Below are 23,205 nucleotides of genomic sequence, written 5' to 3' on the forward strand. Positions count from 1 at the left end.
AGCCTGAATCCGGAGATGATGCCGCAGTCGACGAAGGACCTGATGGCGGCCGATGCTCCCCGGTACCAGGCCTGGCTGGGCGGCGTCGACAAGATCGAGGTGCCCACCTTCATGGTCGGCAGCTGGTACGACCTCTTCGCCTACTCGGAGGTCAAGGCGTTCAACAATATTCCGCTGCCGCCCGAGCAGAAGAAGCTCCTGATGGGCGATGGATACCATGGCACGCCGCTCGGCCGAAACGGCGAGCCCGGCACCCCGCCACGATTGGACGTACTGCAGCGGGCGTGGTTCGACAAATGGCTCAAGGGAATCGACAACGGCATCGATGACTACGATCCGTACACCCTGTTCCAGCAGGGCGGTGGCTGGACAAGCACCGACCGGTTCCCGCGTCCGGAAGCGGACTACCGGCGGATGTACCTTTCGCCCGTGTCGAGCGGTGCCACCGTGACCAGCGTGCACGATGGCAGCTTGACCACCGATGTTCCCGACGGCGTTCATCGCCTCACCGTGGCGCCGGGCCTGACGACCATCTGCTCGCGGGACGCCGCGCAGATCACCGCGGGAATCACCTCCGTGCTCGATATCTGCACCCGGGACAGCCGACTCGCCGAAATCAACGCGCTGACCTTCACCAGTGCGCCGGTCGCGGAGCCGACCGTCATTTCGGGTCCGGTCGCAGTGCATCTGAACACCGTGCACGACACGGCCGACGGCTTCTGGACGGTCAGTGTCAACGATGTGGCGCCCGACGGCCGGTCGTATGCGATCAGTTCCGGTCAGCTCGTCTCATCACTGCGCAAGATCGACGACGCACGCTCGACCCGCTCGGCCAACGGCGACTATGTCGACCCGTACCCGACGCTGACCCTGGCGGACCGGCAGCCGACGGTGCCGGGCGAGCCGACCGTCCTCGACATCAGCCTGCGTGCGACCGATGCGGTGCTGCAACCCGGCCATCGGCTGCGCGTGGACATCTTCGCCGGTAATTTCCCGCGCTCGGTGCCGATGGGACCGACCCTGGTCGACAGCCGCCTCGCGCCACAGCACGTGCAGCTGGACCCGAGCGCTCCCAGCTGGGTGAATATTCCGATGAGCCGCACTGCCGGTTGGTGATTCGGTCGTGACCGCAATGTTCCGGCGACCCGCATCGGGTCGCCGGAACATCGCTGTGCCGCCGTCGCGGCCAGGATCGGGTCGTCCCGCGCTCAGTCGATAAATCTGCCCACGATGGTTAATGCTCGGTTATTGGGCGTGACCGGGCGGTAGCGGGAACCGGTGAATTCACGGCCGGCCGGATCGGGTTCGCTCTCCGTGACCCGGGGTTCGGTGTCGAAGTGATCACGGGCGCGTGAACAGCCGCGCTGAACGTATCTTTTCGCCAGCGCTTCGATAACGGCCCGCGATCATTTGGTTGCGGATTTCATCTCACATCTCCGCGTTATTGCCGGAGGCTCGGGCCGGGGCTAGCGTCGCCAATGGATACGTTGATGTATCCGATGTATTTCGGACTGCCTGTCAGATCCGTCCCGTTCCGTGCGGAATGCGGATCCCACCCTGTGAAGGGCTGATCATGAGCCAGATTCCAGCCGCGTATCCACGCTTTCAGCAATCGCCCGGCTACTCTCCGGTGCCGGCCACGGACATCGGTCCCGAACGGCCTCCGACGGTCCTCATCGTCGAGGACGAGCCGGCGATCGCGGAGATGATGACGTTGCTGCTGACCCGTGCGGGCTACCTCGCACATTGGATCGGCGACGGCGCGACGCTGACCGCGGCGACCGCGCGCTGGCGCCCCGACCTGATGATCGTCGATCTGGTCATGCCGGGGCGGAACGGTTTCGTGGTGTGTACCCAGGCGAAGGCCGCAGCGGTAGCGCCCGCTGTCTTGGTGGTGTCGACCCGAGACGATCCGGAGTGGGTCGAGCTCGCCCGCATCTGCGGAGCCGATGACCATCTCGCACAGCCGTTCAAGGCGGCCGCGTTGTTGTCGAGGGTGAGTGCGATGCTGCGGCGAGCTCGCCACCCGGCGCGGGATGCCGAAGGTGCCGCGCAGCCCGCTATTCATCCGCCCTGGGCGGGTTAGGTCTCGAATTGCCTTCGAAACGGCGTCGGCCCGGGAATTCGGCTACTGTTCGGCAACAGCTGCGGTTTAGATTCCCCTTGCCCCGCTGTCGACACGGAACGGAGATTCGTCCATGGCCGGCGATCATATGGCAGTCGACCGCGTCACCGAGCAGAAGTACGAACAGCTGAGCCCCTTCGAACTGAAGAACGAACTCATCGATCTCGCCGATGAGAACATGAAAAAGCACGCGCACGCCATGATCAACGCCGGCCGCGGCAACCCCAACTGGACCTCCATCGTCAGCCGGGAAGCGTTCTATCTGATGGGCCGGTTCGCCTGCGATGAAGCCCGCCGCGACTGGAACGAGTTCGACGAACTGGCCGGAATGCCGCGAGCAGACGGCATCGCCGCGCGCTTCGACCGCTTCCTGACCGGTCAACCCGAGACCGACGCGGTGGCGCTGTTGCGCGGCGCGGTGGGCTATGGCGTGGACGTCCTGGGTTTCGACGCCGACGCCTGGGTGGGCGAGCTCGCCGATGCGATCCACGGCGACCACTACCCGGTGCCCGACCGCATGCTGACCCATATCGAGAAGGTCGTGCACACCTATCTCGATCTGGCGATGGGCGGTGCTCCGGCCGGCGGATGGGATCTGTTCGCCACCGAGGGCGGCACGGCGGCCATGTGTTACGTGTTCGACAGTTGTGTGGTCAACGGCCTGCTGGCTCCCGGCGATCGCATCGCGATCATGACCCCGATCTTCACGCCGTACCTGGAAATCCCTCGCCTGGATCGATTCCATTTCGACGTCGTCGAGTTGTCCGCGAGCACCACATCCGAGACCGGCATGCACACCTGGCAGTTTCCCGCCGAGGAGATCGAGAAGCTCACCGATCCCAGTGTGCAGGCGCTGTTCCTGGTCAATCCGTCCAATCCGCCCTCGGTGATGCTGGACCGCGCGACCCTGGAACGGATCGCGCAGATCGCCGCGAACGAGAATCCGGCACTCACCATCATCACCGATGACGTGTACGGCACCTTCGTCGACGGCTTCCAGTCGTTGATGTCGGTCGCTGCTGCCAACACGATCGGGGTGTATTCGTTCAGCAAGTACTTCGGCTGCACCGGCTGGCGTCTGGGCGTGATCGCGATCGCCAGGAACAACAGCTTCGACCGGCGCATCGCCGAACTACCGGACGCGCGACGTGAGCAGCTCACTCGCCGCTATTCCAGTATTTCCTTGGAGCCGGCGAACCTGAAACTCATCGACCGGATGGTGGCCGATTCGCGCGATGTCGCACTCAACCACACCGCGGGGCTGTCCACACCGCAGCAGGTACAGATGGCGCTGTTCGCGCTCGGCGATTTGCTCGACAACGACCACCGGCACAAGAAGGACTGCCAGGCCGTCATCGCGCGCAGGCTGAAAGCGCTGTGCGACGGACTGGGGGTGCCGGTTCCCCAGGACCCCAACGCCGCCAACTATTACGCCGAGATCGATCTCTTGGTGTGGGTGCGGCAGAAGTACGGCACCGAGTTCGCCGACTGGTTGCAGGACGCCTACGAGCCCGTAGACCCGGTCTTCCGATTGGCCGAGCAGGGCTCGGTCGTGCTGCTCAACGGCGGCGGTTTCGACGGCCCGAAATGGTCGGTGCGGGTATCGCTGGCGAACCTGGCACAGGATGACTACGGCCGGATCGGCCATTGGCTCACCGCCGTGATCGACGAATACCACGAGGAGTTCGGCAAACGCCGGCAACAGTGAGCACACCGGACTCGAGTGAGGACGAATTCTCATGGACGCGGTCAAGGACTTGCTGCAACAAACGCCCGAACTCGCTGTATTCCTCTGTCTGGCACTCGGTTACGCGGTCGGCAAGGTTCGGGTGTGGAAGCTGTCCCTCGGCGGTGTCGCCGGGACGCTGATCGTGGCCATCTTCGTCGGTATGGCGGGTCATATCACCGTCGATGACCAGGTGAAGAACATCGCCTTCGCGATGTTCATCTTCACCCTCGGCTACATCTCCGGTCCGACCTTCTTCGCGAGCCTGAACCGCAAGAGCCTCAAATACGGCGCATTCACGATCATCGAGGTGATCTCGATCCTCGCGGTGACCGCGGGGGCGATTCTGATCATGAACCTCGACGCGGGCACCGCCGCGGGCCTGATGGCCGGCGGCGCGACCGAATCAGCCGCGGTCGGTACGTCCACGGATGCGATCGCACGCCTGGATCTGCCCGATCAGGAGATCACCGCGTTGCAGGCCAATGTCGGGACCGCGTATTCGATCTCCTACATCTGCGGGTTGATCGTGGTCGTATTGCTGTCGAGCCAGGTGTTTCCGCTGGTGATGCGGGTCAACCTGCGCACCGAGGCCGAAAAACTGTGGAAAAAGCTCGGCGGCGACGACCACGACGATATGCACGCCGCAGCGGCGCCCGCGTTGGTCGGCCGTGCCTATCGGGTCGACCGGGTGTCCGGGCGCACCGTCGCGGATGTCAGCGTAGGACTGGGCCGTGACCTCACCATCGAACGAGTCCGCCGACGAGGCAAGATACTTCCCTCCGACCCGGACGTCGTGCTGCGGCACGGCGACGAGATCCTGGTGGTGGGGCAGCGGCACGACATCATGGATCTCGAGACCATCATCGGTCCCGAGATCGTCCCGGCGGCCGACCTCAATATGGAACTCGAGGTCGCTCGCGTCGTTCTCAATCATCGTGACGCCAAGCCGACCACCCTGGGCGAACTCGATCGGCATCTCGGTCAGGGCCTGTACCTCACCGGGTTGATCCGGGAAGACCGCGAGCTGCCGCTGCGCCCCAACACCCCCATCCAGCGAGGGGACACCCTCGTGTTGACCGGCGCCAAAAGCGATCTCGCCAAAGCAATTCCGGCGCTCGGCTACCGACTCGACCCGAGTGTGAAGGCCGATATCGTCTACATCTCGCTGGGTATCGCCCTCGGTTTCCTGGTGGGCAAGATCGTGCTTCAGCTGGGAACGGTCCCACTCACCCTCGGCACCGGCGGCGGGTGTCTGTTGACGGGCCTGCTGTTCGGCTGGTTCCGGTCCAAGAATCCGGTCATCGGGCAGTACGCGCCCGCTGCGGCCGACGTCATCAAAACCTTGGGGCTGTCGATCTTCATCGCCGTGGTCGGCCTGACCTCCGGACCGCAGGCGGTCGAGCTGGTTCGGAAGTTCGGGGTGGGGCTTCCGGTGGCCGGAGTGCTGATGACCGCGATACCGGCAACGATTTCGCTGCTGGTGGCATGGAAGTTGATGAAGTTGCCCGCACCGCTGGCGTTGGGTGCGATCACCGGCCAGCAGTGCTCCACTCCCGGAATCACCGCCGTTCAACAGGTCGCGGGCAACGCCACGCCGCTGATGTCCTACACCATCGTGTATGCCCTGTCCAACGTTGTACTGCCATTGCTCGGACCGATCGTGGTGGCGATGGCCACCGCAATGACCTGACCATCGCCACCTGAATCGGTACCAACCACGGAAGTATGGTCGTTGATTATCTGCCCGCGGTGAGCAAGGCCGTGATCAATGATCCGCGTTGCAGTGCAACGGCGTTGGCGCCGTCAGCCGCGTAGCTTGCCGTCGTGACGGTGAGCGACTCCGGATTCGGCCGGCCCACACAGTGCGGGGCGAGGCGGGTGAAGAATTCGGCGGGGGTGAAGACGGCCTCCGGCGGATGCACACCGGGACGGTGCGGGCGCATCAGAGCGCCTACCGCGAGCGGGATTCCGGTCACCTCGGCCATTGTCAGGCCGGGAACCTGTCCCAGCGCACAGGCCACCGTTGCCGGCTCGCCATCCCTGTCGCCGCGGGCCAGGGCGAACAGGGGCGGCAGCGCGGAATCGGCCAGAGCGCCGACGGATCCCGATGGCATCAGATTCTCGGCGACCGCCGCGATGGAGGCGGCGTGGGAGCGCCGCAGGACACCTCGGATAACCCCCGCTCCGAGCAGATGCAGCACAGCGACCACATGCTGGGGCGCCAACGCGACGTTGACGCTCTCGATCAGGTCCGGATAGGTGCGGGCGAGCGTCACCGGTTCCGGGTGCCCGAAGCTCCACCCCGCTGCCGCCCCGAGACCCGGGTAGTCGATGACCGTCTTGCGCAGCGGCTTCTCCCACACCTGCCGGCCCGCGCGGATCACCGGAATGGTGTTGCTGATCTGTTCGATGCCGTGGGTGATCGCCGCGCTCGGCCGCCAGGACCGGGTCTGTGGCTGCGCCATGGCCAGGTTCCAGCCGGTCACCACCGAGGTCGCCCGATCGAGCTCGCCGATGCTCCGCGCGGCAAGCAGATTCGCCAGACCGGGGCTGGCGCCGACGCCGAGAACCGCCGTGATTCCGGCGGACTCGGCGTCGGCGTTCATCTCGAGCATGGCCATCGTGGGCACCGGGTCGTCGCAGACGTCGACGTAATCGCGCTCCGCCTCGATCGCGGCGCGCAGAACACCGGGACCGAACCGGAAATAGGGCCCGACCGTGTTCACCACGATGTCGCAGTCTCGGATGGCGGCGACCAGATCGGCATGGTCGGTGACGTCGATTGCCCGCGCCACGCAGTGGTCCCCGAGTTCGGCGACCACCTCACGCGCCCGTCCCCCGGACAGATCGGCCACCACCAGCCGCTCGACGTCCGGCGCCCCGGCGAGGAAGTCACAGATAGTGTGGCGGTGTAGCCCAGTCGACGTGAGGGGAGCTTTCGGTGCGGGTCATGGTGACCGCGGCGAGGGGTAGATGGCCCGAATCGACCCAGAGGCGCGCCGCCAGTCCGGCGCCGAGCACAGTGCCGGCGCCGATCATGAGGGTGCGATCCGGCAGCTGGTCATCCACCCGTTCGCCGCGGGACAGCCATGCGCCCACCAGGAGTGCCGAGGCCAGCGCGATGGCGACCAGGGCGTGCCAGGACTCGGTAGGAATCGCCGGAGCGTAGGGAAAATGGCGATAGTGGTTCGTCTCGGCGTCGACGAGGTTGTCGAGTTGATAACCCAGCGCCACGGCGGCGATCAGCCCGCCGAAGAACCACAGCTGCGCCCGTGGCAGCAATACTCCGGGCACGGCGATCAGGCCGAGCGCCACGCCGACCGCCACCGGCAACTGCTCCCACTCGTCCGGCGCGGGCAGGGCGGTGATCGCGGCCAGCACCAGTAGCCCGGCCAGTCCCGCCCCGAACACGAATGACAACCGGGCCCGCCCCCATCCGAGCAATCCCACCGCCCCGACGGCCACCAATCCGGCGATCACGGCCGTCGTCATCGGTGCGGTACCGAAAAGCTGCCCCTGCGAATCGGTTCCGGACGGAGTGCCGACGACTCGGTGCATGGCATATCCCATGGTGAACCCACACAGCACTCCGACGCCCGCGGCCGCCGCCACCCGTTTATCCATCAAGCATCCTCGCGATCCGCACCCGGGGGACTGTTCTGGCCGAAGTAGCCCGAGCCGACGGCCAGGGTTCCCGAGCGGTACTCACCCGACTCGCGGTTGCGTCCGGTCGGTCCAGCGATGTCCGTCGAACCAGCGGACGTGCGTCGGGTCCGAACCATCGGGATACCAACCCGGCGCCATGGCCGCAGGTCGAGACGAATGAGACCTGGAACCGGTCACTTTCACCAGGAAGATCACGAACCCGACGACAACCGCGACCATCACGAGTAGGACGAGCAGGACGAAGACGTGCCAGATGCTGAGCGCTCCCATCCGACCAGTATTGCCCGAACTCCGTTCGGCGGTTCAACCGCTCGGCACCGGGGCAGGTGTCCTTGACCGGTCAGCAGGAGACCCGGGGCCGCCACATCGGCGGCACCCGGCCGGGCATCCCGGTGCCGGCCGGCTCAGGCGCTGAGTTCGAGGGTGATCGCGGTGAAACCGGTGTCCTCCTCGGGATGCCGGCCGATCTCGCGGAAGCCGAGGTGGGCGTAGAAGGCGCGGGCGGAGGCGTTGAGCTCGAAGACGTCGAGGGTGATCTTGCCGTGCAGGCGTAGCGCGTGCTCGACCAGTTGCCGTCCGATGCCCAGTTTCTGGGCGTCGGGATCGACGAAGAGGCCGCCGATCTCGGAGCCGAGCATGCCCAGTAGCCCGACGACACCGCGGGACGGGACTTCGGCGACCCAGTTGTCGGCCTGGACGAGATAGATCTCGCGAAGCTTGCGCTCGCGCTCCCCGGCCCCTTCGCCCTCGATGAACGGATGAGCGATTCGACTGGCTCGGCTCCAGAGGCTCACCACGGTGGCTTCGTCTGCCGGGCGGTAGCGGCGGATGGTCGCCGAGGTCGGTGCTGGGCGAGCTGCGGGATCGGTATCGGGAGTCGTCACGGGTGACAACCGTGCGTCACGGGATCCTGCCTTGGCAATCGATTTTGCCGCGATGAGTAGAGCGGTGACCAGCGATCCCGTAGGCGCGTCGATCCCGGTCGGGCAGTGGCTTCGATGCGGTCGACGCGCTCCGCGAGCCGTGATTCCGATATCTTCCGTGCCTCGTCGGCCCGGCCTGGCGGAGTGGGAAGACGGTAGCCCGTGCCGCGGTGAGTGGCTGCGCTACGCGGCGCAGCAGCAATATTCCCAGGCCTGAGAAGCCCGCGTATGGGTGGTTGAGTAGGGGCTCGCACACGAACCCTGTCGGTGAGCGAACCAGGGCGCGAGCTGCGCCGACCTACGTATCCGTGTCATCGACGACGACGTGTTCCTGTGGTGCGCGAGGGGGGACTTGAACCCCCACGTCCGTGGACACCAGAACCTAAATCTGGCGCGTCTGCCAATTTCGCCACTCGCGCTGATGGTACGACCGTGCAAACTCTACCGGTCCCGGGGCGGATCGCGAAGCGTTGGATGGGTGTGGCGTACTCGTGAGTAACCCGACCAGCGATTATAACGATTAGGTAACGGGCAATATGAGGGGGACTCATGTTTCGTCAAGGCAAACAGCGGAGGGACCTGCGGGTTCAAACATGAGGATGAGTCATGTTTCTGAAAGTTCTGGTACTTCCGTACAGGAATACTGAACGGTAGCCGAGTGGCCGCGGAGCAAACGTGAGGGTTCCCTCATGATTTTGTGCGATCCTCGCCATATCAGGGCCTGTTGGGTGAGGAGTGCGCGCACGAGGACGTGCGGCATCCCCGGACGGCACGTCGCCACGAGAAGGAAGTCGAAGCGTCTTGACGATCAACGAGAGCACCACGGCCGGAACCGGATTTCGCGCACACACGGGTAGGGGCGAAGCCGACGGAACGCGATCGCCCTTGCTGGATCGTCTGCTGAACGGGGCGCCCTACGCGCTGGCGTTCGGCGGTCAGGGGGCCCAGTGGCTGGGCGAGCTCGAGGAGATCGGCCGCGACGCGGCACTGGAGCCGGAGCTCACCGCGCTGGTGAACGAGGCCGCGGCGCTGCTCGAGCCCGTTGCCGCGCAGTTGCTGGTGGTACGGCCGATGGGCTTCGACCCGATCGGCTGGATGCTGGAAGACGAGCTGGTCGACGCCGATCAGGGCGAGACCTCCGCTGCTCCCTCCGAGCGCGTGCTGCGCTCGGCGACGGTGTCGATGCCCGGTGTGATGCTGAGCCAGCTGGCCGCGCTGCGCGCGCTGCGGTTGCAGGGCCTCGACCCGGCCGAGCACGCGCCGGTCGCGATCGTCGGGCATTCGCAGGGCAGGCTGGCGGCCTCGGCGGTGGAAGCCGGCGGCGCCCGTGACGCCGAACTGCTGGCCATCGCCCAATTGATCGGCGCCGCGGCGGGTCTGGTGGCCCGCCGGCGCGGACTGATGCCGGTGGGACAGCGGTCGCCGATGGTCGCGGTATCCAATGTCGATCCCGATGAGCTGCGCGCGGTCGTGGCCGAGGTGTCCGAGGGCGTCGATCCCGCGGCCGCCGCGGTGGTCTCGATCCGCAACGGCCGCAGGCGCGCGGTGCTGTCGGGCACGCCCGCGCAGCTGGAGCGGGTGCGGTTGCGGTGCGAGCAGATCCACGCTGAGCAGACCCGTGAGCGCGAAGCGAAGGTGCGTGGCGGTGCGGTGTTCGCGCCGGTCTTCGAGGACGTCGACGTCGACGTCGCGTTCCACCACCCGGCGCTGGCCGACACCGTCGACCTGGTCGCCGGCTGGGCGGGTCAGTGCGGCCTCGACACCGAGCTGGCGGGCTCGCTGGCCAAGGAGATCCTGGTCGACCCGATCGACTGGGTGGCGACGGTGGACTCCGTGGTGGCCGGTGGCGCGGAATGGATTCTGGATCTCGGCCCCGGCGATCTGCTGTCCCGGGTGACCGGTGGTTCGTTGAAGGGCACCGGCGTCGGCATCGTCGCGGTCGCGACCCGCGCCGGGCAGCGCAGCCTGCTGACTCCGGGTGCGGCGCCCGAGGTGGCCCAGCCGTGGTCGGCATACGCGCCGAAGCCGGTGCGGCTGCCCAACGGCCGGATCGTGGTCGAGACCGCGTTCACCCGGCTGACCGGCCGTTCGCCGATCCTGCTCGCGGGCATGACCCCGACCACGGTGGACGCCAAGATCGTCGCCGCCGCGGCCAATGCCGGTCACTGGGCCGAGCTGGCCGGTGGTGGTCAGGTCACCGAGCAGATCTTCACCGATCGCGTCGCGGAACTGAAGACGCTGCTGCATCCGGGCCGCTCGGTGCAGTTCAACTCGCTGTTCCTGGATCCGTACCTGTGGAAGTTGCAGCTGGGCGGAAAGCGGTTGGTGCAGAAGGCTCGCGCGGCGGGCGCTCCGTTCGACGGTGTCGTCGTCACCGCCGGTATTCCGGAGCTCGGGGAAGCCGTCGCGCTGGTCGAGGAACTGACCGAGGCCGGGATCACCCATGTGGCGTTCAAGCCGGGCACCGTCGCGCAGATCCGCGCGGTGCTGCGGATCGCCGACGAGATCCCCGGCTACCCGGTGATCATGCACATCGAGGGCGGCCGCGCCGGCGGGCACCACTCCTGGGAAGACCTGGACGATCTGCTGCTCGAGACCTACGCCGAGTTGCGCGCCCGGGACAACGTGGTGGTCTGCGTCGGCGGTGGTATCGGCACCCCGGAGCGGGCCACCGAATACCTCACCGGCGCCTGGTCGCAGCCGCACGGCTACCCGGTGATGCCGCTGGACGGCGTGCTCGTCGGCACCGCTGCCATGGCGACCCTGGAGGCCACCACGGCTCCCGAGGTCAAGCAGATGCTCGTCGACACTCCCGGAACCCCGGACTGGGTGGGTGCGGGCACCGCCAGCGGTGGCATGGCCTCGGGCCGCAGCCAGCTCGGCGCCGACATCCACGAGATCGACAACGCCGCCTCGCGCACCGGCCGCCTGCTCGACGAGGTCGCCGGTGACGCCGACGCCGTGGCGGAGCGCCGCGCGGAGATCATCGCCGCGCTCGACGCCACCGCCAAGCCGTACTTCGGCGACCTGGCCACCATGACCTACATCGAATGGCTGGAGCGCTACGTCGAACTCGCCGTCGGCCTGGACCGGCGCAAGGACTTCGACTGCGGCAGCGACCTCGGCGACGCGATCCTGGAGGCCACCCGTTCGGTGTGGCTGGACATCACCTGGCGCGACCGGTTCGCGGAGATGGTGCGCCGCACCGAATCCCGGCTCAACCCCGCCGACCGCGGCGAGATCCCGACGCTGTTCACCGACGAGGATCTCGAGCGTCCGGTCGCGGCGCTGTGCGAGCTGCGCAAGCAGTACCCGGCCGTCGCCGAGACCCTGCTGCACCCGGCCGACCTGCCGTTCTTCATCTCGCTGTGCAAGACCCCCGGCAAGCCGGTGAACTTCGTGCCCGTCGTCGACGCCGATGTGCGGCGCTGGTGGCGGTCGGACTCGCTGTGGCAGGCCCACGATCCGCGGTACTCGGCCGATCAGGTGTGCATCATTCCCGGCACGGTGGCCGTCGCGGGTATCACCCGGGTCGACGAGCCGGTGGGCGAGCTGCTCGACCGCTTCGAACAGGACACCGCGTACTCGCTGGTGCGGGCCGGTGTCGTCCCGGCCCCGGTGGACGCGCGCCGCACGGCCTCGGTGACCTCGGGTCCGATCGATGTGGTGCTGGCCGCCCCCGACGTCGAGTGGTCCGGGCGCACGACCGTGAACCCGGTGCACCGGCTCGGCGATCTGGCCGCGTGGACCGTCGACGGTCAAGGCGCTGTGCACCCGCCGACCGGCGCGACGCTGGTCGAAACCACCGGTCCGGTGGCCGAGAACAGCTATGTCGAGCTCACCGTCCCGCTCTACGCGGGCAATGTGGTGCGCATCCGGATCACCGTGCCGGTCTCGGTGTACAACGGCGGCGCGCCGGTCGTCACCGCCGACGACGCCGACGCCGCCATGTCCGCGCTGCTCGCGGTCGCTGCGGGCCAGGCGCTGCCCGAGGTGAAGGGCCGCGTCGCGCACGTCAACTTGGCCTGGACCCCCGATCTCATCGCCGATCACGCCGGCGTCACCGGCTCCGGTCTGCCTGCCGACCTCAGCACGCTCGGCCGCACCGTGCCCGACGTCCTGGTCGGCGCCTGCTGGCCCGCGGTCTTCGCGGTGCTCGGCGCCACCCGCACCGACGCCGCCGAATCGGTGATCGAGGGCATGCTCGACCTGGTGCACCTCGATCACCGGATCGAGCTGCTGCGCGAACTGCCCGGTGACACCAGCATTCTGGTGGTGCGCGCGGAATCGACCTCGGTGCTCGACACCGATATGGGCCGTGTCGTCGAGGTGCGGGTCACCGTCGGCGAGATGCGCGATCAGGGCTTGGACGTGGTTCCGCTGGCCGAGCTCACCGAGCGGTTCGCCATCCGCGGCCGCAACGGCTCCGGCGAGCTGTCGGATCCGCCGCGCGCGGCGGGCACGCTGTCCGAGCAGGCCACCGACACCCCGCGGCGTCGCCGCCGTGACGTCACCATTGTCGCGCCGCGCACCATGGCCGCGTTCGCCGCCGTCTCCGGTGATCACAACCCCATCCACACCAGCGAGGCCGCCGCCAAGCTGGCCGGACTCGGTAGCCCGATCGTGCACGGCATGTGGCTGTCGGCCGCGGCCCAGCACGCGGTGTCGGCGGTCGATCCGCAGAGTTCGGTCCCTGCCCGCACGCTGACCGCCTGGACCACCCGGTTCCTCGGCATGGTTCGCCCCGGCGCCGAGATCGACGTGCGCGTCGAGCGGGTCGCGGTGGACCAGGGCAGCGAGATCGTCGAGGTGTCCTGCCGCACCGGCGGCGACCTGGTGATGACGGCGACCGGCCGCACCGCCGCCCCCAAGACCGTCTACGCCTTCCCCGGCCAGGGCATCCAGCGCAAGGGCATGGGCCTGGACGCGCGCTCGCGGTCCAAGGCCGCCAAGGAGATCTGGGATCGCGCCGACAAGCACACCCGGGCGGCACTGGGCTTCTCCATCCTCGCCGTGGTCCGGGACAACCCGACCTACCTGAAGGCGCGCGGCGTCGAGCACCGGCACCCGGACGGCGTGCTGCACCTGACCCAGTTCACCCAGGTCGCGATGGCCACCCTCGGTGTGGCGCAGGTGGCCGAGCTGCGCGAGGCCGGCGCGTTCGTGGAAGGCGCCTACCTGGCCGGGCATTCGGTCGGTGAGTACAACGCGCTCGCCGCGGTGGCCGGAGTGCTGCCGCTGGAGGCGGTTCTCGAGGTGGTGTTCCAGCGCGGATCGGCCATGCACGAGCTGGTGCCGCGGGATGCCAAGGGCCGCAGTAACTACCGGATGGCCGCGATCCGGCCCTCGCAGTTCGGGCTGCCGGACGACGAGGTCATCGGATTCGTCTCGGGCCTGTCCGAGCAGACCGGTGAGTTCCTCGAGGTCGTCAACCTGAACCTGCGTGGCTCGCAGTACGCGATCGCGGGCACGGTGGCAGGCCTGGAACACCTGGAAGCCGAGATCGACCGTCGCCGCGCCGAATTCGGCGGCAAGCGCGCGTTCATCCTGGTGCCGGGCATCGATGTGCCGTTCCACTCCACGGTGCTGCGCGAGGGCGTGCCCGAGTTCCGGCACAAGCTCGAACAGCTGCTGCCGGCGAACCTGCATCCGGAGGTGCTGGTCGGGCGCTACATCCCGAACCTGGTGCCCAAGCCGTTCTCGCTGGAGCGTGAATTCATCGCCGAGATCGCCGATCTGGTGCCCTCGGAGCCGCTGGCCGCGGTGCTGGCCGACTTCGACTCCTGGTCGCAGCGGCCCACCGAACTGTGCCGCGTGGTGTTGATCGAGCTGCTGGCCTGGCAGTTCGCCAGCCCGGTGCGCTGGATCGAGACCCAGGACCTGCTGTTCACCGATACCGCGCACGGCGGGCTCGGGGTGGAGCGGTTCGTCGAGATCGGTCTCGGCGCGACGCCGACGGTGGCGAACCTGGCGAGCCAGACCCTGAAGCTGCCCGCCTTCGGCACCACCACCGTCGAGGTGCTCAATATCGAGCGCGAGGCCGGCATCGTCTACGCCACCGACACCGACCCGGCGCCGGTCGACGAGCCGGAAGAAGCTCCGGCCGAAACCGCTGCCGCCGCACCGGCTCCCGCCGCTGCGCCCGCCCCGGCTGCCGCACCGGCCGCCTCGGGCGGACCACGCCCGGACGACATCGCCTTCACCGCCGCCGACGCCACCCGCGTGCTCATCGCGCTGTGGACCAAGCTGCGCATCGACCAGATCGGCCCGGTCGACACCATCGAAGGACTGTGCGACGGCGTCTCCTCGCGCCGTAACCAGCTGCTGGTCGACCTCGGCGCGGAACTGTCGCTCGGCGCCATCGACGGTGCCGCCGACGCCGATATGGGCGCGCTGTCGGCCACCGTCGACCGGCTCGCCCGCACCTACAAGCCGTTCGGCTCGGTGCTCTCGGACGCCATCGGCGATCACCTGCGCAAGGTGTTCGGTCCGTCCGGCAAGCGGCCCGCGGCGATCGCCGAGCGGGTCAAGAAGGTGTGGGAACTCGGTGACGGCTGGGCCAGCCACGTCACCGCCGAGGTCTCGCTGGGCACCCGCGAGGGCACCAGCGTGCGCGGCGGTGATCTGGGCGGGCTCGTCTCCGGCGCCCTGTCGGACGCCGCCTCGGTCGATGCCGCCATCGACGCCGCCGTGCAGGCCGTGGCCGCGCGCCGCGGCATCTCGGTAGCGCTGCCCGCTACCGGCGGTGGCGGCGGCGCGACGGTGGATGCCGCCGCGCTCGGCGAGTTCACCGAGCAGATCACCGGCCGCGACGGTGTGCTGGCCTCGGCCGCGCGCCTGGTGCTCGAGCAGCTCGGCCTCAGCGAGGAGGTCTCAGCGCCGGAGGCCACCGAAGACGGACTGGTCGACCTGGTCTCGGCCGAACTGGGTTCGGATTGGCCGCGTCTGGTGGCCCCCGCCTTCGATGCCCGCAAGGCGGTGCTGATCGACGACCGCTGGGCCACCGCGCGCGAGGATCTGGCCCGGCTGTGGCTGGCCGACGACTCCGAGACCGCCGAGCAGCCGGTGGACGGTTTCACCGGTGCCGGTGAAGCCGTTGCCGCCCAGGCGAAGTGGTGGCGCCAGCGCGCCATGCACGAGGCGCGGTCGGTGCTGGCCGGCCACTACGAGCGCATCGCCACGGCCGCGCTGAGCACCGAGGAACCGGGCCTGTGGTCGGCCGACGTCGCTGTGGTCACCGGAGCGAGCAAGGGCTCCATCGCGGCGGCGGTCACCGGGCGCCTGCTCGGCGGCGGTGCGACGGTCGTGGTCACCACGTCCGGCCTGGACGACAACCGGCTCGGCTTCTACCGCGAGCTCTACCGTGCCAACGCCCGCAACGGTGCCGCCCTGTGGGTGGTGCCCGCGAATATGGCCTCCTACACCGATATCGACGCGCTGATCGAGTGGGTCGGCACCGAACAGGTGCAGACCGCGGGTGGCGCCAAGATCAAGGTGAAGGACGCGCTGACTCCGACGCTGCTGTTCCCGTTCGCCGCACCGCGCGTCGCGGGCGACCTCTCCGACGCCGGCGCCCGCGCCGAAATGGAGATGCGGGTGCTGCTGTGGTCGGTGGAGCGGCTGATCGGCGGGCTGTCCAAGCTGGGCGCCGACCACGATGTGGACGCGAAACTGCATGTGGTGCTTCCGGGTTCGCCCAACCGCGGCCTGTTCGGCGGCGACGGCGCCTACGGCGAGGCCAAGGCCGCGCTGGACGCCGTGGTCGCCAAGTGGCGGGCGGAGAAGTCGTGGTCGAGCCGGGTCACCCTGGTGCACGCGCTGATCGGCTGGGTCCGCGGTACCGGCCTGATGGGCCACAACGACCCGATGGTCGAAGCGGTCGAGAAGGCCGGCGTGCAGACCTGGTCCACCGCTGAGATGGCCGATGAGCTGCTCAAATGGGCCACCGCACGGGCCCGCGCGGTGACCCTGACCGGGCCACAGCAGATCGACCTGACCGGTGGTCTCGCCGGTGCCAAGCTCGATCTGCCCGCGCTGGCCAAGCAGGCCATGGAAGCCGAGCAGGCCGTCGCGGGCGACGCCGAAGCCGAACAGGCGCAGCTGATCCCCGCGCTGCCGGCTCCGCCGACGCTGACCTCCGCGCTTCCGGTGCCCGAATGGGGCCAGGTGAGCGCCGATCTCACCGATATGGTCGTGATCGTCGGCGCCGGTGAGCTCGGACCCTACGGTTCCGCGCGCACCCGCTTCGAGATGGAGGTCTCCGACGAACTGTCGGCGGCGGGCGTGCTCGAGCTTGCCTGGACCACCGGCATGGTGACCTGGGAGAACGAGCCCAAGCCCGGCTGGTACGACACCGAAACCGGTGACTACGTGCCCGAATCCGAGCTGGCCGAGAAGTACCACGACGCCGTGGTCGAGCGTTGCGGCATCCGCCGCTACGAAGACGACGGCGCCATGATCGACAACACCAGCCCGCTGATGACCTCGGTGTTCCTCGATCAGGACCTGTCGTTCACCGTCGGCAGCGAGGCCGAGGCCCGCGCCTTCCACGCCGCCGACCCCGAGCACACGGTGATCACTCCGGTCGCCGAGTCCGGGGACTGGACCGTGACCCGTAAGGCGGGCACCGAGATCCGGGTGCCGCGCAAGGCGAAGCTCTCGCGCACCGTCGGCGGCCAGATCCCCACCGGCTGGGATCCGACCGTGTGGGGCATCTCCGCCGATATGGCGGCGTCGGTGGACCGGGTGGCGCTGTGGAACATCGCCTGCACCGTCGATGCGTTCGTCGGCTCCGGGTTCAGTCCGGCCGAGCTGATGAGCTGGGTGCACCCGAGCCTGGTGGCCAACACCCAGGGCACCGGCATGGGCGGTATGTCCTCGATGCGCTCGCTCTACGTCGACAACCTGCTCGGCGAGCCGCGCCCGAACGACATCCTGCAGGAAGCGCTGCCGAATGTGGCGCTGGCGCATGTGGTGCAGTCCTACGTCGGCAGCTACGGCGCGATGGTGCACCCGGTGGCGGCATGCGCGACCGCGGCGGTGTCGGTGGAGGAAGGCGTCGACAAGATCAAGCTCGGCAAGGCCGAGGTGGTCGTGGCCGGCGGCTTCGACGATCTGGGCATCGAGGGCATCGTCGGCTTCGGTGACATGTCGGCCACCGCGGATTCGGCGGCCATGAGCGCCAAGGGCATCAGCGACCGCTACTTCTCCCGCGCCAACGACCGCCGTCGCGGCGGATTCGTCGAATCGCAGGGTGGTGGCACGGTGCTGCTGGCCCGCGGCGATATCGCGGTCGAGCTCGGCCTGCCGGTGCTCGGCGTGGTGGCCTACGCGCAGTCCTTCGCCGACGGCGTGCACACCTCCATCCCGGCGCCGGGACTCGGTGCGCTGGGTGCGGGCCGAGGCGGACGGGAATCCCGGTTCGCCGCCGAACTGCGCAAGCTCGGCGTCGGCGCGGACGACATCGCGGTGATCTCCAAGCACGACACCTCCACCGCGGCCAACGACCCGAACGAATCGGAACTGCACGAACGCCTCGCCGAGGCGATCGGCCGCTCCGACGGCGCGCCGCTGTTCGTCATCTCGCAGAAGAGCCTGACCGGGCACGCCAAGGGCGGTGCGGCCGCGTTCCAGCTGATCGGCCTGTGCCAGGTGCTCGAACACGGTGTGGTGCCGCCGAACCGGAGCCTGGACTGCGTCGACGAGAAGATGCGCGAATACCCACACCTGGTGTGGGTGCGTGAGGCGCTGCGCTTCGGCGATCGGTTCCCGCTCAAGGCGGGTCTGGTGACCTCGCTCGGGTTCGGGCATGTGTCCGGCCTGCTCGCGGTGGTGCATCCGCAGGCGTTCATCCAGGCGATCGACCCCGACAAGCGCGAGGACTACCAGCGCCGGGCGCAGCAGCGTCAGCTCGCCGGACGTCAGCGTTTCGTGGAGGCGATGTGCGGCGGCGCCCCGCTCTACGAGCGGCCGGCCGACCGTCGGCTCGGCGGCGACGGCACGCCTGCGGCGCAGGTGCGCGGGCTCGAGGCGGGCGTGCTGCTCTCGGGTGCGGCCAGGCTCGGCGCGGACGGTGTGTACCGGATCGGTGGACGTGGTTGTGAGACCGGGCAACTCGTCGACGGTTCCGGCACCGCAGAGCGCACCACACCGTAGGCTGCGCCACTGTGACCATCCTCGGAATCGGCTTGGACCTGGTAACCATCTCCGAGTTCGCCGAACAGCTGCAACGGTCCGGGACGACCATGCTCAGGGAGAGCTTCACCGCCGGTGAGCGGCGCTACTGCCAGAGCAAAGGCACCGACCCGGCTCGCAGCTACGCGGCGCGATGGGCGGCGAAGGAGGCGGTGCTCAAAGCCTGGGCATCGTCTCGCTTCGCGCGCCGCCCGCAGATCGGGGACAACCCATATCCGCTGATCGAGGTGGTCAACGACGCCTGGGGCAGGCCGAGCATCAAGCTGCACGGCCTGGCCGCGGAATTCCTGCCCCGGGCGCGGGTGCACCTATCGCTGACCCACGACGGTGATACCGCCGCGGCGATGGTGGTGCTGGAAGATCCGGGCGAGCTGGCCGATCTCATCGAAGGCCGGGTGCCGGAGAGCTGATCAGCTCTCGTTCGCGGTGCGCGATTCCTTTTCGGCCACCAGCAGATAGGCCACCATCAGCCGTTTGAGTTCGGCGACGGCGTCGGCGTGGCTCTGCTCGTCCTGCACCGAGAAATTGAGCATCGAATAGACCACGTGCACCAGCACCTCGGCCATCATGGTGCGCCGGGCGCGGGGTGTGCGCGGGGTCAGCGGTCGCAGCATCTGCGAGACGACCTCGGCGAACTCCTTTTCGTGGATGGCGCCGGTGGCCCTGGTGGACGGCGTGGACTGCATCGCAAGCCAGACCTCGCGCCGCGACGGGTCGGTCATCCACAGGCTGGCCAGGTGATCGACGAACTGGTTCATATGGCGCAGCCAGTCCAGCGACGGGACCTCGCCGTGGAAGTCGGCCAGCTCCTGGGAAACCGCGACCAGGTCTTGCCGATTCAGCTCGCACACGATGACGTACTTGTTGGCGAAGAACTGATACAGCGTGCCGATCGGCACCTCGGCGCGGGCCGCCACCTCTTCACAGGTGAACGATTCGAACCCCACCTCGACCAGCAGTTCGCGGGAGGCCTGCAACAGCGCGTCGAACTTGCGTTTGCTGCGCTCCTGCGTCGGCCGCTTACGCGGCATCAGCTCCTGCGGATCGTCCTGCATATCCAACGCAGGGTCCAGGCGTCGTCTCGACCTGGTCTCCGTGCGCGTTTCCACACGTCCAGGCTAGCGGTAGCCGCCGGTCCGTGGCACACGACCGCTACTCCCGGTACCTGAAACTGTCATTTGTCACCACCCATCCGCATCGGCCGTGGTATCGAACACATACCAAGGGCACGTGCCTGCGGCGGGTGTTCAGGGCAGGGATCCAGGGGAAATGCAGGGAAATCTCTCCAGGCTCATGGGTTTCGATGCGTCCGTGAGCCGGTAGCGGCACAGGGAAGGCGTGAACTGTGGTAGCTCGGTCCGAACAGGCTCGATCCGTGATAACTCTCGGCGTGTCCACCGAACGCGGTGCGGTACACGCGGTGGCCCTCGGTGCCGAGGGCGCGAAATTGTCCGAACGGGTGCTGCTGCACCGCGTGGCCACCACCGAGGGTGACGGGAAGGCCGAGCTGGCCGAGACCGTGGCACGGGCGCTGGACCGGATCGCGGCCGAGATCGGCACGGGCGGTGAGATCGACGGGGTCGCGGTGGCCTACCGGGACTCCGCCGAGCGTCGCGCGATCGTCACCCGGCTGGCGTCGGGGCCGTGGCGCAGCGCCTCGCTGGTATCGACCAAGTCTGCGCATCTGAGCGTTGCCGGTGCGATGACCTGGCTCAACGAATTCGACAATCTGCTGATCTGCGAGGTGGTGCCGGGCTATCAGGCCTTCACCCTGGTCGATCCCGGCCGCAGCCGGGTGCTGGCGGCCACCGGCCATTCGGGTGCCGCCGTCACCATGGAGACCATGCGGGCGGCGGTCACGGTGGCCCGCGATCAACTCGACGCCGCCGAGGTCCGCCCCGACGCGGTGGTGTTGATCGGTTCGAGCGCCGACCAGCCTGCCGTCACCGGTGCCGTCGCCGGATTCGGTGCGCCCGTGATCCCGTGCATGATCGCCGCTCCCGCGCCCGCCATCGGGGCCGCGCTGTTCGCCATGGACGATCTGATCGACACGGTTGTGCCGATCGAACAGGCCCGCCGCCAGCGCGGTGGCGGGGTCGCGCTGGTCGCCGCCGCCGGTGTGCTGGCCAGCGGCCTGGCCGGTGGCGGGATGTATCTGCTGGCCCAGAACCGGCACTCCGGGCCCGCCGCCACCGACGCGATGTCGGCGGCGAACTCGCACACCGTCGACGCCGACAGCGGCGATCCCGCCCGCCCGGGTGCCGCGCCGCACCCGCCGCACGCACCGGCCCGGGCGCCGGAACCCATGGGATTCCAGCCGGGTTCGGCGACAGCGGTCCCGGAAACCGAGAGCCTGCACACCACCCCACGCCCGCAGTACGCCGCGGGTCACCGGAATTCGTGGCCCGGCCACGATCGGGGCATCCCGTTGGTCGACGCGGAGCCGGAAACCGGGCCCGCGGCGTGGGTTCCGAGCCGCAACTCGGTGGTGCCGGAGCCGCAGGTGAAGGTCGGTGAGCCACACGGTTTCCTGTTCCCCGGGGAATCACCGCCTCCGCCGGCCTTCAGCGCCGAGTCCTACGCCTGGTGGACCGAGCATGTGCGGATGCTCGCCCAGTGGGCCGCCGAACAGGTCCTGCCCAGCTGATCGGCGGCCGTCGAGCGGATCAGTTCATGGTGCGGCGGCGCAGCAGCACACGGGCCGCGAGATAGCCGGCCAGCGCGATCACCGAGCACCAGCCGATCGCCAGCGCTGCGCTGTTGCCGATCGGCGTGCCCATGAGCAGTCCGCGCATCGTCTCGATCACCGGCGTCACGGGCTGGTGTTCGGCGAACGGATGCAGCCAGGTCGGCATCGATTCGGTCGGCACGAAGGCGCTGCTCACATACGGCAGGAACATGAACACGAAGGTGAAGCCGTTGGCGGCCTCCGGATTGCGGGCCAGCAGGCCCAGTGCCGCCGCGACCCAGGACAGAGCCAGCACGAACATCGCGATCACCGCGATGGCCGCCAGCCAGCGCAGCGGGTCGGCGGTGGGCCGGAAACCCAGCGCCACCGCGACCCCGATGACGATGCCGGTGGTCACCAGATTGCGCAGCACGCTCTCGGCGACATGCCCGGTAAGCACCGCCGATCGGGCGATGTCCATGGTGCGGAATCGGTCGATGATGCCGTTGTGCATATCGGTGGCCAGGGCAGGCGCCGTCATCGCCGCACCGAAACCGGCGCACAGCAGGATGATTCCGGGCACCACGTAATCGATGTAGGCGCCCGGGCCCACATCCATCGCGCCGCCGAAGACGTAGACGAACATCAGCAGGATCATCACCGGCAGCGCGATCGTCATGATCATGGTGTCGGGACTGCGCAGGGTATGGCGCAGATTGCGGTCCAGCATGGTGCCGGAGTCGACGGCGGCGCGCACGCTGCGTGCGGCGGGGGACAGGGTGGTCATCGTCATCTCGTTTCGGGGTGGGGGTGTCAGGCGGCGGTGTCGGCGGAGGTGGGGTGGCCGGTCAGGGCGAAGAACACGTCGTCGAGATCCGGCAGGTGCACGGTCAGCTGGTCGACGGCGATATCGAGCTCGTCGAAGCGGTTCAACAGCCGCTTCACATCGCCGGCATTGCCGTCGGAGGGCACCTGCAAGGTGAGTTGCTCGGTATCGGCGAGGACGCGATCGCCCGCGGGCACCACTCGCGCATCGATCGCCCGGGCGGCGGCCGACAGCAGAGCACTGTCGGCGAAGCGCAGCCTGATGTGGCCGCCGGGGGCCAGCTGCTTGAGCTCCTCGGGCGTCCCGTCGGCGACCAGCTTGCCGCAGTCGAGCACGGCCACCCGGTCGGCGAGCTGGTTGGCTTCCTCCAGGTATTGCGTGGTCAGGAAGACCGTGGTGCCGTCGGCGGCCAGCTCCTGGATCACCTGCCACAGATCGCGCCGGCTGCGCGGGTCCAGACCGGTGGTGGGTTCATCGAGGAACAGGATGCGTGGTCTGCTCATCAGGCTCATGGCCAGATCGAGGCGGCGGCGCATACCGCCGGAGTAGGTGCCCGCCCGACGGCTCGCGGCCTCGGTCAGATCGAACCGCTCGAGCAATTCGGCGGTGCGGCGGCGTGTTTCGGCACGGCCCAGGTGCAGCAGCTTGCCGGTGAGGTGCAGGTTCTCCACCCCGGTCAGCACCTCGTCCACGGCCGAGTACTGGCCGGTGACGCCGATCAGCCTGCGCACGATCGCGGGCTCGTCGACGACGTCGTGGCCGAACACCAGGGCCCGGCCCTGGTCCGGCGTGCTCAGCGTGGCGAGGATGCGCACCATCGTCGTCTTGCCCGCACCGTTGGGTCCGAGCAGCGAGAAAACTGTTCCGGCAGCGATGTTCAGGTCGATGCCGTCGAGTACCACGCGCTCGCCGAATGACTTGCCCAAGTGGGCGAGGGTGAGCGCGGGTGGGCGAGAGGAACTCATGAGGATCTCCGATCCAAAACTGTTTATAACCTATACTGTGTTTATAGAGTAAACAGTTTATGGGCGCAAGGGAAGGCGGCCGCGGACACGGATAGAGTCGACGCGAGCG

Annotated in this window: 14 protein-coding genes and 1 tRNA gene; 7 read left to right on the forward strand and 8 right to left on the reverse strand. The window is 68.3% G+C overall.

The window, feature by feature from the left end:
• From RJ05_RS06345 to aspT, 4 genes are all read left to right on the forward strand, one after another.
• Positions 1-1,116, forward strand: a 1,116-nt coding sequence (locus RJ05_RS06345) for a CocE/NonD family hydrolase (RefSeq protein ID WP_036534234.1), incomplete at its 5' end; no start/stop codon positions are given.
• A 457-nt stretch (positions 1,117-1,573) separates the two neighbouring features.
• On the forward strand, positions 1,574-2,086 hold the full coding sequence (locus RJ05_RS06350; protein WP_162140625.1) for a response regulator transcription factor: 513 nt from the start codon (positions 1,574-1,576) through the stop codon (positions 2,084-2,086).
• 112 nt (positions 2,087-2,198) lie between these two features.
• A complete protein-coding gene (locus tag RJ05_RS06355; protein WP_211357653.1) occupies positions 2,199-3,833 on the forward strand; it encodes a bifunctional aspartate transaminase/aspartate 4-decarboxylase in 1,635 nt (544 codons plus the stop codon).
• Between the two features lie 31 nt (positions 3,834-3,864).
• On the forward strand, positions 3,865-5,544 hold the full coding sequence (gene aspT / locus RJ05_RS06360; RefSeq protein ID WP_036534237.1) for an aspartate-alanine antiporter: 1,680 nt from the start codon (positions 3,865-3,867) through the stop codon (positions 5,542-5,544).
• A gap of 46 nt (positions 5,545-5,590) precedes the next feature.
• Here the strand turns inward: aspT and RJ05_RS06365 are convergent, their stop codons facing one another.
• From RJ05_RS06365 to RJ05_RS06385, 5 genes are all read right to left on the reverse strand, one after another.
• Positions 5,591-6,754, reverse strand: coding sequence for a saccharopine dehydrogenase family protein (locus RJ05_RS06365; RefSeq protein WP_081597194.1), 1,164 nt, complete (start codon positions 6,752-6,754; stop codon positions 5,591-5,593).
• Entirely contained in the window at positions 6,747-7,478 is a 732-nt protein-coding gene (locus RJ05_RS06370) for a hypothetical protein (RefSeq protein ID WP_036534239.1), read from the reverse strand. The genes RJ05_RS06365 and RJ05_RS06370 overlap by 8 nt, the downstream gene beginning before the upstream one ends.
• A gap of 81 nt (positions 7,479-7,559) precedes the next feature.
• Complete coding sequence (locus RJ05_RS06375) at positions 7,560-7,790, reverse strand: DUF2510 domain-containing protein (RefSeq protein WP_036534242.1); 231 nt, start codon at positions 7,788-7,790, stop codon at positions 7,560-7,562.
• Positions 7,791-7,924: 134 nt separating this feature from the next.
• On the reverse strand, positions 7,925-8,404 hold the full coding sequence (locus RJ05_RS06380; RefSeq protein WP_249040589.1) for a GNAT family N-acetyltransferase: 480 nt from the start codon (positions 8,402-8,404) through the stop codon (positions 7,925-7,927).
• 373 nt (positions 8,405-8,777) lie between these two features.
• Positions 8,778-8,862: transfer RNA gene (locus RJ05_RS06385), tRNA-Leu, on the reverse strand.
• A 382-nt stretch (positions 8,863-9,244) separates the two neighbouring features.
• Here RJ05_RS06385 and RJ05_RS06390 point away from each other — a divergent pair.
• Positions 9,245-18,598, forward strand: a complete 9,354-nt coding sequence (locus tag RJ05_RS06390; protein WP_036534244.1) for a type I polyketide synthase — start codon at positions 9,245-9,247, stop codon at positions 18,596-18,598.
• Positions 18,599-18,609: 11 nt separating this feature from the next.
• Complete coding sequence (acpS, locus tag RJ05_RS06395) at positions 18,610-19,047, forward strand: holo-ACP synthase AcpS (protein WP_014349534.1); 438 nt, start codon at positions 18,610-18,612, stop codon at positions 19,045-19,047.
• Here the strand turns inward: acpS and RJ05_RS06400 are convergent, their stop codons facing one another.
• Positions 19,048-19,692 (reverse strand): TetR/AcrR family transcriptional regulator, encoded by a 645-nt coding sequence (locus tag RJ05_RS06400; protein WP_171048418.1) that lies wholly within the window; start codon positions 19,690-19,692, stop codon positions 19,048-19,050.
• A gap of 320 nt (positions 19,693-20,012) precedes the next feature.
• Here RJ05_RS06400 and RJ05_RS06405 point away from each other — a divergent pair, with 320 nt between their 5' ends.
• A complete protein-coding gene (locus RJ05_RS06405) occupies positions 20,013-21,284 on the forward strand; it encodes a DUF7159 family protein (RefSeq protein ID WP_138445759.1) in 1,272 nt (423 codons plus the stop codon).
• A 19-nt stretch (positions 21,285-21,303) separates the two neighbouring features.
• Here RJ05_RS06405 and RJ05_RS06410 read toward each other — a convergent pair whose 3' ends face one another.
• Positions 21,304-22,092, reverse strand: coding sequence for an ABC transporter permease (locus RJ05_RS06410; RefSeq protein WP_051016296.1), 789 nt, complete (start codon positions 22,090-22,092; stop codon positions 21,304-21,306).
• Between the two features lie 26 nt (positions 22,093-22,118).
• Positions 22,119-23,096 (reverse strand): daunorubicin resistance protein DrrA family ABC transporter ATP-binding protein, encoded by a 978-nt coding sequence (locus tag RJ05_RS06415; RefSeq protein ID WP_036534251.1) that lies wholly within the window; start codon positions 23,094-23,096, stop codon positions 22,119-22,121.
• Positions 23,097-23,205: the final 109 nt, after the last annotated feature.

Origin of the sequence: Nocardia cyriacigeorgica NBRC 100375 (genome assembly GCF_000308555.1) — a bacterium.
GTDB lineage: Bacteria > Actinomycetota > Actinomycetes > Mycobacteriales > Mycobacteriaceae > Nocardia > Nocardia cyriacigeorgica.